The following is a 16,086-nucleotide window of genomic DNA, read 5'->3' as shown; positions in this document are numbered from 1 at the left end:
TGTCTGGTTTGATCGTCTTCCGTTATCTGTCCCGCGAAGTCCTGTTGACCCTGAGTGCCGTGAGTGCGGTATTGCTGGTCATCACCATGAGTGGTCGTTTCGTCAAATTCCTGGCCCAGGCCGCTTCGGGTGCTCTGGATCCGGGCTCGCTGTTCCTGATCATGGGCTTTCGCCTGCCGGGCTTTTTGCAACTGATCCTGCCACTTGGCCTGTTTCTCGGCATTTTGCTGGCCTATGGCCGGCTGTACCTTGAGAGTGAAATGACTGTGCTGTCGGCCACCGGCATGAGCCAGCAGCGTCTGCTGGCCATGACCATGGTGCCGGCCACCGGCGTTGCCCTGGTGGTGGCATGGCTGAGCATGAGCCTGGCGCCTCAGGGCGCCATGCAGTTCCAGCTGCTGCTGAACAAGCAGGATGCGATGACTGAGTTCGACACCCTTGAGCCTGGGCGCTTTCAAGCGCTGAACGATGGCACGCGGGTGACCTACACCGAGACCATGACGGATGACCGTGCCAACCTGGGCGGCGTGTTTATTTCGCAGAAAAATCTCGGGCAGAACCAGAAAGACCGTGGCATTTCGATTCTGGTGGCCAACAGCGGGCGCCAGGAAGTACGACCTGATGGCAGCCGTTACCTGATCCTGGAAAATGGCTACCGTTACGACGGCAGCCCTGGCCTCGCCGATTATCGGGCGATCAAGTACGACACTTATGGCGTCATGCTTGCCAGGCCAGACATCAGCGAAGAGGTCACTGACCGCGATGCGCTGCCGACATCGTCGCTGTTCAACAATAAGGAACTGCGTTCCATCGCCGAGCTGCAATGGCGGCTGTCGCTGCCGCTGCTGGTATTTATCGTGACGTTGATGGCCGTGCCGCTGTCGCGCGTCAACCCGCGTCAGGGTCGCTTCCTCAAGCTGTTGCCGGCAATTTTGTTGTACATGGCCTACCTGACCCTGCTGATTTCCGCCCGTGGTTCCATGGAAAAAGGCAAGTTGTCGCCGGCCCTCGGCCTGTGGGGCGTGCACGGGATCTTCCTGTTGATCGGCCTGGGGCTGCTCTACTGGGAACCTATCCGTTTGAAAATGAAGAGCCGTCGTGGCCTGAAGGAGTTGGCTCGTGGCTAAGCTCGATCGCTACATTGGTAGCAGCGTACTGATCGCCATTCTGGCGGTATTGGGCATTATTCTCGGCCTGGCCTCGTTGTTCGCCTTTATTGACGAAGTGGGCAACGTCACCGACACCTACACCGTCATGGATGTGTTGAGTTACGTGGCGCTGACTGCGCCGCGCCGGCTCTACGACATGATGCCGATGGCCGCGCTGATCGGTTGCCTGATCGGGCTGGGCAGCCTGGCCAGCAGCAGCGAACTGACCATCATGCGCGCCGCCGGTGTCTCGATCGGGCGTATTGTCTGGGCGGTAATGAAGCCCATGCTCCTGCTGATGGCGTGCAGCGTGCTGATCGGCGAGTACGTGGCGCCGCCGGCCGAAGCCACCGCTCAGGCCAATCGCGCCTTGGCCCAGGGCTCGGGGGATGCGCAAAGCGCCAAGCACGGCCTCTGGCACCGTCAGGGGGATGAGTTCATCCACATCAACGCCGTGCAGCCGGGCGGCTTGTTGGTGGGCGTGACGCGTTATACGTTCGACAAGGAACGGCACATGCTGACCTCCAGTTTCGCCAGGCGCGCGCAATACGACGCCGAGAAATGGACGCTGAGTGACGTCACCACCACGTACTTCCGCAATGTCGGCCAGGGCACCAAGGCCAGCACCGAAGTGATCAATGTGCCGAGCGAGCAATGGGATATCGCCCTGAAGCCGGAACTGCTCAACACGGTGGTGATGATCCCGGAGAGCCTGCCGATTACCGGTTTGTGGAGCTATATCCACTACCTCAAGGATCAGGGCCTGAATAATGGCCGCTACTGGCTGGCGTTCTGGGTCAAGGTGCTGCAGCCGGTGGTCACCGCCGCGCTGGTATTGATGGCGATCTCGTTCATCTTCGGCCCGTTGCGTTCCGTGACCCTCGGTCAGCGGGTGTTCACCGGCGTACTGGTGGGCTTTACCTTCCGTATCGCGCAGGACTTGCTCGGTCCGTCGAGCCTGGTGTTCGGTTTCTCGCCGCTGTTTGCGGTGCTGGTGCCGACAGCGATTTGCGCCCTGGCCGGGTTCTGGCTGTTGCGCCGCGCGGGTTGATACTGCGCTTATGAACAAAAAATGCCCCGTTCGAGAGATCGGGGCATTTTTGTTCTGGTCAGCAAAGATGACGTCTGGCCTGAGCATCAGGTACAATTCCCGGCTATTTTTCAGCGGGCAATCTGCCTGCAGCCTTTTTGAGTGTTGATCCGTGAGTGATTTGAGTCATATCCGCAATTTCTCCATCATCGCCCACATTGACCATGGTAAGTCGACGCTGGCCGATCGATTCATCCAGATGTGCGGCGGCCTTGCCGAGCGTGAAATGGAGGCCCAGGTACTGGACTCCATGGACCTCGAGCGCGAGCGCGGGATCACCATCAAGGCGCACAGCGTTACCCTGTACTACACCGCCAAAGACGGTATCAAGTACCAGCTCAACTTCATTGACACCCCGGGCCACGTTGACTTCACCTATGAAGTCAGCCGTTCCCTGGCGGCCTGTGAAGGTGCGTTGCTGGTAGTGGACGCGGGCCAGGGCGTCGAAGCCCAGTCCGTGGCCAACTGCTACACCGCCATCGAGCAAGGCCTTGAGGTCATGCCGGTGCTGAACAAGATCGACCTGCCTCAGGCCGATCCGGACCGGGTCAAAGAAGAGATCGAGAAGATCATCGGCATTGACGCCACCGACGCCGTCGAATGCAGCGCCAAGACCGGCCTGGGCGTCGACGAAGTGCTCGAGCGCCTGGTCAAGACCATCCCCGCACCTACCGGCAACTACGAAGATCCGCTGCAAGCGTTGATCATCGACTCCTGGTTCGACAACTACCTGGGCGTTGTTTCCCTGGTACGTGTACGCCACGGCCGTGTGAAGAAGGGCGACAAGATCCTGGTCAAGTCCACCGGCAAGATCCACCTGGTAGACAGCGTCGGCGTGTTCAACCCGAAACACACCGCCACCACCGACCTGAAAGCCGGTGAAGTGGGCTTCATCATCGCCGGCATCAAAGACATTCACGGTGCACCGGTCGGTGACACCCTGACCTTGAGCTCCACCCCTGATGTAGACGTGCTGCCGGGTTTCAAACGCATCCAGCCGCAGGTTTACGCCGGCCTGTTCCCGGTCAGCTCCGACGACTTCGAAGACTTCCGCGAAGCCCTGCAGAAGCTGACGCTCAACGACTCGTCGTTGCAGTACACCCCGGAAAGCTCCGACGCGCTGGGCTTTGGCTTCCGCTGCGGGTTCCTGGGCATGCTGCACATGGAGATCATCCAGGAGCGCCTTGAGCGCGAATACGATCTGGACCTGATCACCACCGCGCCAACGGTTATTTTTGAGCTGGCGCTGAAAACCGGTGAAACGATTTACGTCGACAACCCGTCCAAGCTTCCGGATCTGTCCTCCATCGAGGACATGCGCGAGCCGATCGTGCGGGCCAATATTCTTGTGCCGCAGGAACACCTGGGCAACGTCATTACCCTGTGTATCGAAAAACGTGGCGTACAACACGACATGTTGTTCCTCGGTACCCAGGTGCAAGTGACCTACGATTTGCCGATGAACGAAGTGGTCCTGGACTTCTTCGACCGTCTCAAATCCACCAGTCGCGGCTATGCTTCGCTGGATTACCATTTCGATCGTTACCAATCGGCTAATCTGGTGAAACTGGATGTGCTGATCAACGGCGACAAGGTAGATGCACTGGCACTGATCGTGCACAAGGACAACGCGCACTACAAAGGTCGGCAGTTGACCGAAAAGATGAAAGAACTGATTCCGCGCCAGATGTTCGACGTCGCGATCCAGGCCGCCATTGGCGGGCAGATCATTGCACGGACCTCCGTCAAGGCTCTCAGAAAGAACGTACTGGCCAAATGCTACGGCGGTGACGTAAGCCGTAAGCGCAAGCTGCTTGAGAAGCAAAAGGCCGGTAAAAAACGCATGAAGCAAGTGGGCAACGTGGAAATTCCACAAGAAGCCTTCCTTGCGGTGCTCAGGTTGGATAGTTAGGTCCTATGTCACTAAATTTCCCGCTGTTGCTGGTCATCGCCGTTGCCGTTTGCGGCCTCCTGGCGTTGCTCGATCTGGTGTTCTTCGCCCCGCGTCGGCGGGCGGCTATCGCTTCCTATCAGGGCAGCGTCAGCCAGCCCGATGCGGTGGTGGTCGAGAAGCTGAACAAAGAGCCTCTGCTGGTTGAATACGGCAAGTCGTTCTTCCCGGTGTTGTTCATCGTGCTGGTGCTGCGTTCGTTCCTGGTGGAGCCGTTTCAAATCCCTTCGGGGTCGATGAAACCGACCCTGGACGTGGGCGACTTCATCCTGGTGAACAAGTTTTCCTACGGGATCCGCCTGCCGGTGCTCGACAAGAAAGTCATCCCGGTCGGTGACCCGCAGCGCGGCGATGTGATGGTGTTTCGCTACCCAAGCGACCCGAACGTCAACTACATCAAGCGTGTCGTCGGGCTGCCGGGCGACGTGATTCGCTACACCAGTGACAAGCGTCTGTTCATCAATGGTGAGTCGGTGGCCGAGAAACTGATCGGCGCCGAACCGAACACCTTGGGCAGCGCCGAGCTGTACCAGGAAAAACTCGGTGCGGTAGAGCACGAAATCCGTAAGGAAATGAGCCGCTACCGTGCGATGCCTGATGGCGAGTGGAAAGTGCCTGCCGGGCACTACTTCATGATGGGCGACAACCGCGACAACTCCAACGACAGCCGTTACTGGGATGACCCCAATATTCCCAAGGACCTGCTGGGCATGGTTCCCGACGAGAACATTGTCGGCAAGGCCTTTGCGGTCTGGATGAGTTGGCCGGAACCCAAACTCAGCCACCTGCCGAACTTCTCGCGGGTCGGGCTGATCAAGTAATACAGGCGGCGCTGTGAACACAGCGCCGAATGCTTTTCTGGGGTTCGGACAATGCGTCGTCCGGCCTCAAGCGGCACCAACCAGGATTTGAATTTGAACACTGCGTCAATCGTCGATGGCCGCCGGTGCCACCAACTAGATATGGATAAACCGTGACCGTTTCTCTAAGTCGTCTCGAGCGTCAGCTCGGCTACACCTTCAAGGACCAGGAATTGATGGTCCTTGCCCTCACACACCGAAGTTTTGCAGGGCGTAATAACGAGCGCCTGGAATTTCTCGGTGATGCCATCCTCAACTTCGCCGCCGGTGAGGCGCTGTTCGAGCGTTTCCCGCAAGCGCGCGAAGGCCAGCTGTCACGCCTGCGTGCGCGGCTGGTGAAAGGCGAGACCCTGGCCGTGCTGGCCCGTGGTTTCGGCCTGGGCGAATACTTGCGCCTGGGTTCCGGTGAACTGAAAAGCGGTGGCTTTCGTCGCGAGTCGATCCTGGCTGATGCCCTCGAAGCGTTGATCGGTGCGATCTACCTGGATGCAGGCATGGAGACGGCCAAGGAGCGCGTGGTGGCCTGGCTGGCTTCGGAGATCGAGAGCCTGACGCTGGTCGACACCAACAAAGATCCCAAGACCCGCTTGCAGGAATTCCTGCAGTCGCGCGGTTGTGAACTGCCACGCTACGAAGTGGTGGATATCCAGGGTGAGCCGCATTGCCGCGTATTCTTCGTGGAATGTGAAATCACCTTATTGAATGAAAAAAGCCGAGGTCAGGGTGTGAGCCGTCGTATTGCCGAACAGGTAGCGGCCGCTGCAGCACTGATTGCCCTGGGCGTGGAGAATGGCCATGACTGATTCAACCGCAACACGCTGTGGCTATGTTGCCATCGTCGGCCGTCCGAACGTGGGCAAGTCCACGCTGCTGAACCACATCCTGGGCCAGAAGCTTGCGATCACCTCGCGCAAGCCGCAGACCACCCGTCACAACATGCTGGGCATCAAGACCGAAGGCAGCGTCCAAGCCGTTTACGTCGACACCCCGGGCATGCACAAAGGTGGCGAGAAAGCCCTGAACCGCTACATGAACAAGACCGCTTCGGCGGCGTTGAAAGACGTCGACGTGGTGATCTTCGTGGTTGACCGCACCAAGTGGACCGACGAAGACCAGATGGTTCTTGAGCGCGTGCAGTACGTCACCGGCCCGTTGATCGTCGCGCTGAACAAGACCGACCGCATCGAAGACAAAGCCGAGCTGATGCCGCACCTGACCTGGCTGCAAGAGCAACTGCCGAACGCCCAGATCATGCCGATCTCGGCCCAGCACGGTCACAACCTTGAGGCCCTGGAGCGCATGATCGCGGGTTACCTGCCCGAAAACGAGCACTTCTTCCCGGAAGATCAGATCACCGACCGCAGCAGCCGTTTCCTCGCCGCTGAACTGGTGCGCGAGAAAATCATGCGCCAGATGGGCGCCGAGCTGCCGTACCAGATCACCGTCGAAATCGAAGAGTTCAAGCAGCAGGGCAAAACCCTGCATATTCATGCGCTGATCCTCGTCGAGCGTGACGGCCAGAAGAAAATCATCATTGGCGACAAGGGCGAGCGCATCAAGCGCATCGGCACCGAAGCGCGCAAGGACATGGAATTGCTGTTTGATTCCAAGATCATGCTCAACCTGTGGGTGAAGGTTAAGGGTGGTTGGTCCGATGACGAGCGCGCGCTGCGCTCCCTGGGCTACGGCGACCTGTAGGGTCTTGAATACACCACAGGGCTGAAAATGTGGGAGGGGGCTCGCCCCCGATAGCGGTGGGTCAGTTAACAAAAAGTGACTGACACACCGCCATCGGGGGCAAGCCCCCTCCCACATTAGGTTTGTGTAGTTTTCAAAAATGTATTGCAGCAGTGAGCATCCATGTCCCAACCCACCAGCCAACTCGCCTACGTCCTGCACAGCCGCGCCTACCGCGAGACCAGCGCGTTGGTGGACTTCCTCACGCCCCAAGGCCGCCTGCGCGCAGTCTTGCGCAGCGCGCGGGGCAAGGCGGGTACGCTGGCACGGCCGTTCGTGGCCCTGGACGTGGAGTTTCGTGGCAAGGGCGAGCTGAAAAACGTCGGCCGCCTGGAAAGCGTCGGCAACTCCGCCTGGCTCAATGGTGAAGCCCTGTTCAGCGGCCTGTACCTCAACGAGCTGCTGATCCGCCTGCTGCCCGCCGAAGACCCACACCCTGGGGTCTTCGATCACTACGCCGCGACGCTCATTGCGCTGGCCGAAGGCCGCCCGCTGGAACCGCTGCTGCGCGCCTTCGAATGGCGCCTGCTCGACGACCTGGGCTACGGCTTTGAACTGAGCAACGACCTGCACGGCGACCCCATCGCCGCAGACGGCATGTACCGCCTGCAAGTCGACGCAGGCCTGGAACGTGTTTACCTGCTGCAACCCGGCCTGTTCCAGGGCACCGAGTTGCTGGCCATGAGCGAAGCCGACTGGACTGCCCCTGGCGCCTTGTCTGCGGCCAAGCGCTTGATGCGCCAGGCGCTCGCCGTGCACTTGGGCGGGCGGCCGCTGGTCAGTCGCGAGTTGTTTCGAAAGCCCTGACAACCCCGTGTATGCTGTGCGGCGTTTCTATCCCTTTTCAGGAGCGCTTCCGTGAGCACCAGCAATCGCATTCTTCTTGGCGTCAACATCGACCACGTCGCTACCCTGCGCCAGGCCCGGGGCACCCGTTACCCTGATCCGGTCAAGGCTGCGCTGGACGCCGAGGAAGCGGGCGCCGACGGCATCACCGTGCACCTGCGCGAGGACCGCCGCCACATCCAGGAGCGCGATGTGTTGCTGCTCAAGGACGTGCTGCAAACCCGCATGAACTTCGAAATGGGCGTCACCGAAGAAATGATGGCGTTCGCTGAACGCATCCGCCCGGCGCATATCTGCCTGGTGCCCGAAACGCGCCAGGAGCTCACCACCGAAGGCGGCCTCGATGTCGCCGGCCAGGAAGCGCGGATCAAGGCTGCGGTGGAGCGCCTGTCGAAGATCGGCAGCGAAGTCTCGCTGTTCATCGACGCCGACGAGCGTCAGATAGAAGCCTCGCGCCGTGTTGGCGCGCCGGCCATCGAACTGCACACAGGCCGCTATGCCGATGCCACCACACCCACCGAAGTCGCTGACGAACTGCAGCGCATTATCGACGGCGTAACGTGCGGCCTCAATGAAGGCCTGATCGTCAACGCCGGCCATGGTTTGCACTACCACAACGTCGAAGCCGTGGCTGCGATCAAGGGCATCAACGAACTCAACATCGGCCACGCGCTGGTGGCGCACGCGCTGTTCGTCGGTTTCAAAGGCGCGGTGGCCGAGATGAAAGCGCTGATTCTGGCTGCTGCCAGCTCCAAGTGAGCACAGTCTAAAAATCACTGAAGATCAAAATGTGGGAGGGGGCTTGCCCCCGATAGCGGTGTGTCAGTCAGCCTATCTGTGCTGACCCTCTGCAATCGGGGGCAAGCCCCCTCCCACAGTGATTTTCGGTGTGTCCAGAGTTGTGGTTACCCAGCTAAACCTTTTGAATTCAGCCATGCGGCAATGCGAAGCCTTACTGTTTAGCCGGGTCAGGTGTATCGTATCTGCCCTTTGCGGGCCTCTGGCCTGCGGCAGATACGTGAGGTTGTTGTGTCCCGATCCTTTTCCCGTCGACAAATCCTGGGTGGTCTCGCGGGCCTGGCCGTAGTGGGCGTCGGTGCCGGTGGCGGCTATCGCTACTGGCTGGGGAAAGTTGCCGAGGCTGAAGCCGGGCACGATTACGAACTGATCGCCGCGCCGCTGGACGTGGAACTGGTGCCAGGCCACAAAACCGAAGCCTGGGCATTTGGCCCCTCGGCGCCGGGCACCGAGTTGCGTGTGCGCCAGGGTGAGTGGCTGCGGGTGCGCTTTATCAACCACTTGCCGGTCGCCACCACCATTCACTGGCACGGCATCCGCTTGCCGCTGGAAATGGACGGCGTCCCTTACGTCTCGCAGTTGCCGGTATTGCCCGGCGAATACTTCGATTACAAATTCCGCGTGCCGGACGCCGGCAGCTACTGGTATCACCCGCACGTAAACAGCAGCGAAGAACTCGGCCGTGGCCTGGTGGGCCCGCTGATCATCGAAGAGCGCGAGCCCACCGGTTTCAAACACGAACGCACCTTGAGCCTGAAAAGCTGGCACGTGGACGAAGAGGGCGCCTTCGTGGCGTTCAGCGTACCCCGTGAAGCCGCGCGTGGCGGCACCGCCGGGCGCCTGTCGACGATCAACGGCGTGCCCCAGGCGGTGATCGATTTGCCGGCCGGGCAAATCACCCGCGTGCGCCTGCTCAATCTCGACAACACGCTGACCTATCGCATCAACATTCCCGACGTCGACGCGCAGATCTACGCGCTGGACGGCAACCCCGTCGAGCCGCGCCCATTGGGCAAGGAATACTGGCTGGGCCCGGGCATGCGTATTTGTCTGGCGATCAAGGCACCGCCTGCCGGTGAAGAACTCTCCATCCGCAACGGTCCGGTGCGCCTGGGCACTTTTCGCTCCGTCGCCAATACCGATGCGCCCACCGAATGGCCGCCGGCGCTGCCCGCCAACCCGATCGCCGAGCCGGACCTGGCGAATGCCGAGAAACTCAACTTCAATTTCGAATGGGTCGGTACGGTGTCGGTCGATGACGGCAAACCGCCGAGCTTGTGGCAAATCAACGGCAAGGCCTGGGACATCACCGACAAGACCTGTGCCGACCGCCCGATTGCCAAGCTTGAGAAGGGCAAGAGCTACATTTTCGAATTGAAGAACATGACCCAGTACCAGCACCCGATCCACCTGCACGGCATGAGTTTCAAGGTGATCGCCTCGAACCGCCACAAGGTGATCCCGTACTTCACCGACACTTACTTGCTGGGCAAAAACGAACGCGCGCGCGTGGCGTTGGTGGCGGATAACCCGGGGGTGTGGATGTTCCATTGCCACGTGATCGATCACATGGAAACCGGCCTCATGGCCGCCATCGAGGTGGCGTGATGCGCCAGATTCGCCCAACGGCGATTATCGACCGCAGCCGCGATCAGCACTTCATGCGCGAAGCCCTGGCCCTCGCCGCTCAAGGCGCCGCCCTTGGCGAAGTGCCCGTGGGCGCGGTGCTGGTGCAGGACGGTGAAATCATCGGTCGGGGGTTCAATTGCCCGATCAGCGGCAATGACCCCAGCGCCCACGCCGAAATGGTCGCCATCCGCGCCGCCGCGCAGGCGATCAGCAACTATCGCCTGGTCGGCAGCACGCTGTATGTAACGCTGGAACCGTGCAGCATGTGCGCGGGCCTGATCGTGCATTCGCGCATCGCGCGGGTGGTGTACGGCGCGCTGGAGCCCAAGGCTGGGATCGTGCAAAGCCAGGGGCAGTTTTTTACCCAGGGGTTTCTCAACCATCGGGTGCTGTTTGAAGGCGGGGTGTTGGCTGAGGAATGCGGGACGGTGTTGAGTGAGTTCTTCAAGGCCAGAAGAGCCAAGCCCATACTCTAACGAACACTGAAAACCAATGTGGGAGCAGGCAATCCAGCTCCCACATTTTGATCTCTGTTTAAGCAGGGAAATCAGAGCTCACTTCTTCGCGATAATCACCGCCCGCATCGGCGCCGGCAGCCCTTCAATCGTCTTGCTGTGATCCTCGGGATCGAGGAAATCACTCAACGACTGATACTTCATCCACTCCGTCCCGCGCTGTTCTTCAACCGTGGTCACGCTCACATCCACACAACGCACCTCACTGAAGCCCGCACGCCGTAGCCACAGCATCAACGCCGGCACCGACGGCAGGAACCACACGTTACGCATCTGAGCGTAGCGGTCTTCCGGCACCAGCACTTGCTGCTGATCGCCTTCCACCACCAGGGTTTCCAGCACCAGTTCGCCGCCTTTGACCAGGCAATCTTTCAACGCCAGCAAATGCTCGATCGGCGAGCGCCGGTGATAGAACACGCCCATGGAAAATACCGTGTCGAAGCCTTCCAGGTTCGGCGGCAGGTCCTCAAACGGGAACGGCAAGTGCCAGGCCTTCGGCTCGTTCAGGTAGCGTTGTACAGCCTGGAACTGGCAGAAAAACAGCCAGTTCGGGTCCACGCCAATCACGCTGTCGGCACCCGCGCCGAGCATGCGCCACATGTAGTAGCCGTTGCCGCAACCCACATCGAGGATGCGCTTGCCGTTCAAATTCAGGTGCGGGGCAACCCGCGTCCACTTCCAGTCCGAACGCCATTCGGTGTCCACATGCACGCCAAACAGGTTGAACGGGCCTTTGCGCCACGGGCTCAGGCCCATCAGCGCAGTGCGCATCTGTGCGCGGGTGGCGTCGTCGCAATCGGTATCAAGGGTCAGGCCGTTGAGCAAATCGACTTCGCTGGGCTGGATCTGCGGCAGCGCATCCAGCGCACTCTGCCAACGCTCCAGGTCGCCATGACCCTTTTCCATCTTGCTATCGAGTTGCGCTTGCAGGCCTTGGGCCCACACGGCCAACGGAGTGCCGACCAGATGGCGGGCGAGGGGGGACAGATCAATCATGGCAAGGCAATCAACGAGGCAAAGTTAAGACACTGGAACCACGGCACGACTTTCGAGAACCCGGCCGCCAACAGGCGTTCGCGGTGTTCTTCGAGGCTGTCAGGCTTCATGACGTTTTCGATGGCGCTGCGCTTCTGGGCGATTTCCAGTTCGCTGTAGCCGTTGGCGCGTTTGAACGCGATGTGCAGGTCGGTGAGCAATGCGTGCTCTTGCGGGTCGTTGAACCGCAGTTTTTCCGAGAGGATCAACGCGCCGCCGGGCAGCAGCGACTGGCGGATACGCCCCAGCAATGCCAGGCGTTCATCAGGGGCGATAAATTGCAGGGTGAAATTCAGCGCCACCACCGAGGCCGGTTGGAACTGCAGCGCGAGGATATCGCCCTCGATCACCTCAACCGGCAGCAACTCCTGGAACATCGAGTCCTGACCATTGAGGTATTCGCGGCAGCGCTCGACCATCGCCGCCGAGTTATCCACGGCGATTACCCGGCATCCGTCGGTGCGCACATGGCGGCGCAGCGCCTGGGTGACCGCGCCGAGGGACGAGCCCAGGTCGTAGAGCACGCTGTTGGGTTGCGCAAACTGCGCGGCGAGCACGCCGAGGTTCTCGACGATGGTCGGGTAACCGGGCACCGAGCGCTTGATCATGTCCGGGAACACCCGCACCACGTCCTCGTTAAAGGCGAAGTCCGGCACCTGGGGCAGGGGCTGGGCGAATAGGCGATCGGGTTCTTTGCTCACGGTTGTTCCGGCGACGAGGGGGGAAAGGCCGGCATTTTAGCCAAATTGGCCCTCGTGTGCGCGGGTTGTCTGATGGAAAGCCGAGGCGGTGATGCCCCACTGTCCCAGCCAATACGTGCTGATCAACAAATAGGGCGCCGCCTCAAAGGCGACCACGAACCGATTGATACCAATCAGCGTGTCGGAAAACACAAACGACACCGCGCCCGCCGCCGCCAGCAGGGCCGAGCGCTTGGGCACCTCACTGCCCAGTCGCGCCAACGCACGCCAGAGCATGGCGCTGATCACCAGCGCATACACCACCACCGGAATCAGCAACTCGCCCAGGCCATGGGCAATCAGAACGCTCAGCAGAATCGCGCCCACGCCCAGTGCCAATACCAGCGGCAACAACGCCAGGCGCCGGCAATCGCTGAAATAGGCTTTCAAATACGCCAGGTGCGCAAACAGGAAGGCGCCCAGGCCGAAGATAAACAGGTCGCCCGGCCACGCGAGCAACACGTCGCCCACCAGGGAAAAAATCAGCCCCAGGCTGATCCAGCGTCGATAGTCGGTGGGCGGCGCGTCATGCAGCCAGCCCAGCAACGCCAGCACCGGCAACGGTTTGACCAGCAGGCACAATAGCGCCGCGTGGGTGCTCAAACCGTAGACAAAGGTGCCGGCGCCCATCAACGCAAGAATCAGCCAAGGCATATCAGTTCACCGTGATGGCGCAGTCGAAGGTTTCGGCAGGCTCGGATTCCGGTTCCCAAGGTTGCTGAGAGGTCAGCCGCAAACGGCCCTGGCCGGCCGCGAAGGCCTGGAAACGCCAAGTGGATTGGCCGCCACCGCCGATCACACCGGACTCGGTGCTGCTGTAAACCTCAGGGCTGAGTGCACGCAGCACGCCGCCGGCGGAATCCTGGATGGCCCAGCGATAGCCGGTGGTGGGGTTGCTCGGCAAGGTGAGGATCAGGTTTTGCCCGGTTTTAAGCTGGAGCGGGCAGGCGCTCTGGTTTTCCACTGTGACGTTTTGCTTGGGGGCACTGGCGCAGGCGGCCAGCAGGGCAAGGCTCAAGGGGAGAAGCAGGCGGGCAGCAGTCATGAGGGCTCCGTTGGATGGCGACGAAGGGCGAGCATAACCGAAGATGAGACAAGGTGTGACAAGGCGGGCTTTTGTGTTGGCAGGTCTGGCCTAATCGGCGGCAAGCCCACTCCCACAGTTGACCGAGTACATCCTTTGGAATGCAGTCAAATTGTGGGAGGGGGCTTGCCCCCGATGAGGCCAGTTCAGGCACTACACAATGGTCAGAACAACACCTTCGCCACATCCGCAAAGCGCTTGGCGAAGTGCACCGTCATCCCTTCTTTCAGGTACTCCGGCAGCTCTTCAAAACTGCCACGGTTGGGCTCCGGCAAAATCAGCTCATGGATCTTCTGGCGCCGCGCCGCAATCACCTTCTCACGTACACCGCCAATCGGCAGTACATGCCCGGTCAGCGTCAGCTCGCCGGTCATGGCCACGCCTTTTTTCGGCGGCTGATTACGCGCCAGCGACAGCAAGGCACTGGCCATGGTCACGCCCGCACTCGGGCCATCTTTGGGCGTAGCGCCTTCCGGCACGTGCAAGTGCACGAAGGCTTCGTCGAAGAACTTCGGATCGCCGCCAAACGACTTGAGGTTGGAGCTGATGTAGCTGTAGGCAATCTCGGCGGACTCTTTCATCACCTCACCCAGTTGCCCGGTGAGCTTGAAGCCACGATTGAGCGTGTGGATGCGCGTCGCCTCGATCGGCAGGGTCGCGCCGCCCATGCTGGTCCAGGCCAGGCCAGTGATCACGCCGGTACCGGACAGCACTTGCTCATTGCGAAACACCGGCATGCCCAAGGAGCTTTCCAGATCCTTGTTGCCGATCTTGATCACCGAGTCCGGCTCGTCCAGCAGCTTGACCACGGCCTTGCGCACCAGTTTGCCCAGCTGTTTTTCCAGCTGGCGCACCCCGGCTTCGCGTGCGTAGCCGTCGATCAGCGCGCGCAGGGCGCCGTCGCTGATGGACAGGCTGTTTTTCGACACACCGGCCTTTTCCAACTGTTTTGGCCACAGGTGGCGCTTGGCGATGGCGACCTTTTCTTCGGTGATATAGCCCGACAGGCGAATCACTTCCATCCGGTCCAGCAGTGGGCCCGGGATCGAATCAAGCGTGTTCGCCGTGCAGACGAACAACACCTTGGACAGGTCCAGGCGCAGGTCGAGGTAGTGATCGAGGAATTCGACGTTCTGTTCCGGGTCGAGGGTTTCCAGCAATGCCGATGCCGGGTCGCCCTGGAAGCTCTGGCCCATCTTGTCGATCTCATCGAGCATGATCACCGGGTTCATCACCTCCACGTCTTTGAGCGCCTGCACCAGCTTGCCCGGCAGGGCGCCGATGTAGGTACGGCGATGGCCCTTGATCTCGGCCTCGTCGCGCATGCCGCCGACGCTGAAGCGATAGAACGGCCGGCCCAGGGACTCGGCGATGGATTTACCCACGCTGGTCTTGCCCACGCCCGGCGGGCCGACCAGCAGCACGATGGAACCGGCGACTTCGCCTTTATAGGCGCCCACCGCAAGAAACTCGAGGATGCGGCTCTTGATGTCATCCAGGCCCGCATGGTGCTTGTCCAGCACCTTGCGTGCGTGTTTCAGGTCGAGCTTGTCTTCGCCGTACACGCCCCACGGCACTGAGGTGGCCCAGTCCAGGTAGTTGCGCGTGACGGCGTATTCCGGCGAACCCGTTTCCAGGATCGACAGTTTGTTCATTTCTTCGCTGATGCGTTTTTGCGCCTGGGTCGGCAGTACTTTGCCCACCAGGCGTTGTTCGAACTGCTCGACGTCCGCGCTGCGGTCGTCCTTGGTCAGGCCCAGCTCCTGCTGGATGACCTTGAGCTGTTCCTTGAGGAAGAACTCGCGCTGGTGCTCACCGATCTTGCGGTTCACTTCGGCAGAGATTTCTTTTTGCAGGCGCGCAACTTCGACTTCCTTGCGCAGCATCGGCAGGACTTTTTCCATGCGCTTGAGCATGGGCACACAGTCCAGCACTTCCTGCAGCTCGTTGCCGGTGGCCGAGGTCAACGCGGCGGCGAAGTCGGTGAGTGGCGACGGGTCGTTGGGGCTGAAGCGGTTGAGGTAGTTCTTCAACTCTTCGCTGTACAGCGGGTTGAGCGGCAGCAGTTCCTTGATCGCATTGATCAGCGCCATGCCGTAGGCCTTGACCTCGTCGGTCGGCTCGGTCGGCTGGTGCGGGTATTCGACTTCCACCAGGTACGGTGGGCGGTGGTGCTTGAGCCAGGTTTTGATGCGCACGCGGGTCAGGCCCTGGGCGACGAATTGCAATTTGCCGTTCTCGCGGCTGGCGTGGTGCACCTTCACCAGCGTGCCGTACAGCGGCAGGCTGGAGGTATCGAAATGGCGCGGATCTTCTGGCGGGGTGTCCATGAAAAACAGCGCAAGGGAGTGGTGGTCGGATTTGCTCACCAGCTCCAGGGTCTCGGCCCACGGTTCTTCATTGACGATGACCGGCAGCACTTGCGCCGGGAAGAACGGCCGATTGTGGATCGGGATGATGTAGACCTTGTCCGGCAGGTTTTGCCCAGGCAGGGCCAGGCCGGTGTTGGACGAAGCCTGGTGTTCAGCGTTTTCGGGGTCGGCGTAATCGTTCAGGTCGATGTCCGGGAATTCTTGCTGGTCGCTCATGGGGCACCTGCATAAGGAAGTATGCAGGTTAGATGGGGCGGGGCAGCGGTGGTTTCAATGGCGGG

The 16,086-nt window shown here is 60.7% G+C and carries 15 protein-coding genes; 10 read left to right on the top strand and 5 right to left on the bottom strand.

Annotated features, from left to right (window positions below; genetic code table 11):
• The first annotated feature begins 8 nt into the window (after nucleotides 1-8).
• The 10 genes from lptF (at nucleotide 9) to tadA (ending at nucleotide 10,535) form a co-directional block, all read left to right on the top strand.
• A complete protein-coding gene (lptF, locus tag AC19YS_RS19800; protein WP_106579468.1) occupies nucleotides 9-1,127 on the top strand; it encodes an LPS export ABC transporter permease LptF in 1,119 nt (372 codons plus the stop codon).
• Nucleotides 1,120-2,199, top strand: a complete 1,080-nt coding sequence (gene lptG, locus AC19YS_RS19795) for an LPS export ABC transporter permease LptG (RefSeq protein ID WP_106579467.1) — start codon at nucleotides 1,120-1,122, stop codon at nucleotides 2,197-2,199. Before lptF ends, lptG begins: the two co-directional genes overlap by 8 nt.
• A 151-nt stretch (nucleotides 2,200-2,350) precedes the next feature.
• On the top strand, nucleotides 2,351-4,150 hold the full coding sequence (gene lepA / locus AC19YS_RS19790) for a translation elongation factor 4 (protein WP_003210439.1): 1,800 nt from the start codon (nucleotides 2,351-2,353) through the stop codon (nucleotides 4,148-4,150).
• A 5-nt stretch (nucleotides 4,151-4,155) separates the two neighbouring features.
• The gene (lepB, locus tag AC19YS_RS19785; protein ID WP_106579465.1) at nucleotides 4,156-5,010 is read left to right on the top strand and encodes a signal peptidase I; all 855 of its coding nucleotides are present in this window, start codon (nucleotides 4,156-4,158) and stop codon (nucleotides 5,008-5,010) included.
• A gap of 152 nt (nucleotides 5,011-5,162) precedes the next feature.
• Nucleotides 5,163-5,852, top strand: coding sequence for a ribonuclease III (rnc, locus tag AC19YS_RS19780; RefSeq protein WP_094951369.1), 690 nt, complete (start codon nucleotides 5,163-5,165; stop codon nucleotides 5,850-5,852).
• Nucleotides 5,845-6,747: a GTPase Era gene (gene era / locus AC19YS_RS19775; protein ID WP_500602461.1), complete on the top strand. Its 903-nt coding sequence runs from the start codon at nucleotides 5,845-5,847 to the stop codon at nucleotides 6,745-6,747. Before rnc ends, era begins: the two co-directional genes overlap by 8 nt.
• Before the next feature lie 162 nt (nucleotides 6,748-6,909).
• Complete coding sequence (recO, locus tag AC19YS_RS19770; protein WP_106579464.1) at nucleotides 6,910-7,593, top strand: DNA repair protein RecO; 684 nt, start codon at nucleotides 6,910-6,912, stop codon at nucleotides 7,591-7,593.
• 51 nt (nucleotides 7,594-7,644) lie between these two features.
• Complete coding sequence (gene pdxJ / locus AC19YS_RS19765; RefSeq protein WP_119738534.1) at nucleotides 7,645-8,391, top strand: pyridoxine 5'-phosphate synthase; 747 nt, start codon at nucleotides 7,645-7,647, stop codon at nucleotides 8,389-8,391.
• Between the two features lie 270 nt (nucleotides 8,392-8,661).
• Nucleotides 8,662-10,038, top strand: a complete 1,377-nt coding sequence (locus AC19YS_RS19760; protein ID WP_119738536.1) for a multicopper oxidase family protein — start codon at nucleotides 8,662-8,664, stop codon at nucleotides 10,036-10,038.
• Nucleotides 10,038-10,535, top strand: coding sequence for a tRNA adenosine(34) deaminase TadA (gene tadA / locus AC19YS_RS19755; protein WP_500602460.1), 498 nt, complete (start codon nucleotides 10,038-10,040; stop codon nucleotides 10,533-10,535). Before AC19YS_RS19760 ends, tadA begins: the two co-directional genes overlap by 1 nt.
• A gap of 78 nt (nucleotides 10,536-10,613) precedes the next feature.
• On the opposite strand, the gene cmoB is transcribed toward tadA, so the two are convergent.
• The 5 genes from cmoB to lon all read right to left on the bottom strand — a co-directional run bounded on the left by cmoB (nucleotide 10,614) and on the right by lon (nucleotide 16,021).
• Nucleotides 10,614-11,570 carry a tRNA 5-methoxyuridine(34)/uridine 5-oxyacetic acid(34) synthase CmoB gene (cmoB, locus tag AC19YS_RS19750; protein WP_119738540.1) on the bottom strand — a complete coding sequence of 319 codons (957 nt, stop codon included), beginning with the start codon at nucleotides 11,568-11,570 and terminating at the stop codon, nucleotides 10,614-10,616.
• A complete protein-coding gene (cmoA, locus tag AC19YS_RS19745; protein ID WP_106579459.1) occupies nucleotides 11,567-12,310 on the bottom strand; it encodes a carboxy-S-adenosyl-L-methionine synthase CmoA in 744 nt (247 codons plus the stop codon). The genes cmoB and cmoA overlap by 4 nt, the downstream gene beginning before the upstream one ends.
• Nucleotides 12,311-12,346: 36 nt before the next feature.
• Nucleotides 12,347-13,003 carry a lysoplasmalogenase gene (locus tag AC19YS_RS19740; protein WP_106579458.1) on the bottom strand — a complete coding sequence of 219 codons (657 nt, stop codon included), beginning with the start codon at nucleotides 13,001-13,003 and terminating at the stop codon, nucleotides 12,347-12,349.
• Nucleotide 13,004: 1 nt separating this feature from the next.
• Nucleotides 13,005-13,394: a protease inhibitor I42 family protein gene (locus tag AC19YS_RS19735; protein ID WP_500602459.1), complete on the bottom strand. Its 390-nt coding sequence runs from the start codon at nucleotides 13,392-13,394 to the stop codon at nucleotides 13,005-13,007.
• 203 nt (nucleotides 13,395-13,597) lie between these two features.
• Complete coding sequence (gene lon, locus AC19YS_RS19730; protein WP_106579456.1) at nucleotides 13,598-16,021, bottom strand: endopeptidase La; 2,424 nt, start codon at nucleotides 16,019-16,021, stop codon at nucleotides 13,598-13,600.
• Nucleotides 16,022-16,086 lie beyond the last annotated feature (65 nt).

Source organism: Pseudomonas sp. MF08831, from assembly GCF_059862645.1.
This window is presented reverse-complemented; position numbering and strand designations above follow the sequence as displayed.

Excerpts from the sequence above, each read along its gene's own strand:
- lepB (WP_106579465.1), top strand. The coding sequence starts at position 4,156 with ATGTCACTAAATTTCCCGCTGTTGCTGGTCATCGCCGTTGCCGTTTGC.
- era (WP_500602461.1), top strand. The coding sequence starts at position 5,845 with ATGACTGATTCAACCGCAACACGCTGTGGCTATGTTGCCATCGTCGGC.
- recO (WP_106579464.1), top strand. The coding sequence starts at position 6,910 with ATGTCCCAACCCACCAGCCAACTCGCCTACGTCCTGCACAGCCGCGCC.
- tadA (WP_500602460.1), top strand. The coding sequence starts at position 10,038 with ATGCGCCAGATTCGCCCAACGGCGATTATCGACCGCAGCCGCGATCAG.
- cmoB (WP_119738540.1), bottom strand. The coding sequence starts at position 11,570 with ATGATTGATCTGTCCCCCCTCGCCCGCCATCTGGTCGGCACTCCGTTG.
- AC19YS_RS19740 (WP_106579458.1), bottom strand. The coding sequence starts at position 13,003 with ATGCCTTGGCTGATTCTTGCGTTGATGGGCGCCGGCACCTTTGTCTAC.
- AC19YS_RS19735 (WP_500602459.1), bottom strand. The coding sequence starts at position 13,394 with ATGACTGCTGCCCGCCTGCTTCTCCCCTTGAGCCTTGCCCTGCTGGCC.
- lon (WP_106579456.1), bottom strand. The coding sequence starts at position 16,021 with ATGAGCGACCAGCAAGAATTCCCGGACATCGACCTGAACGATTACGCC.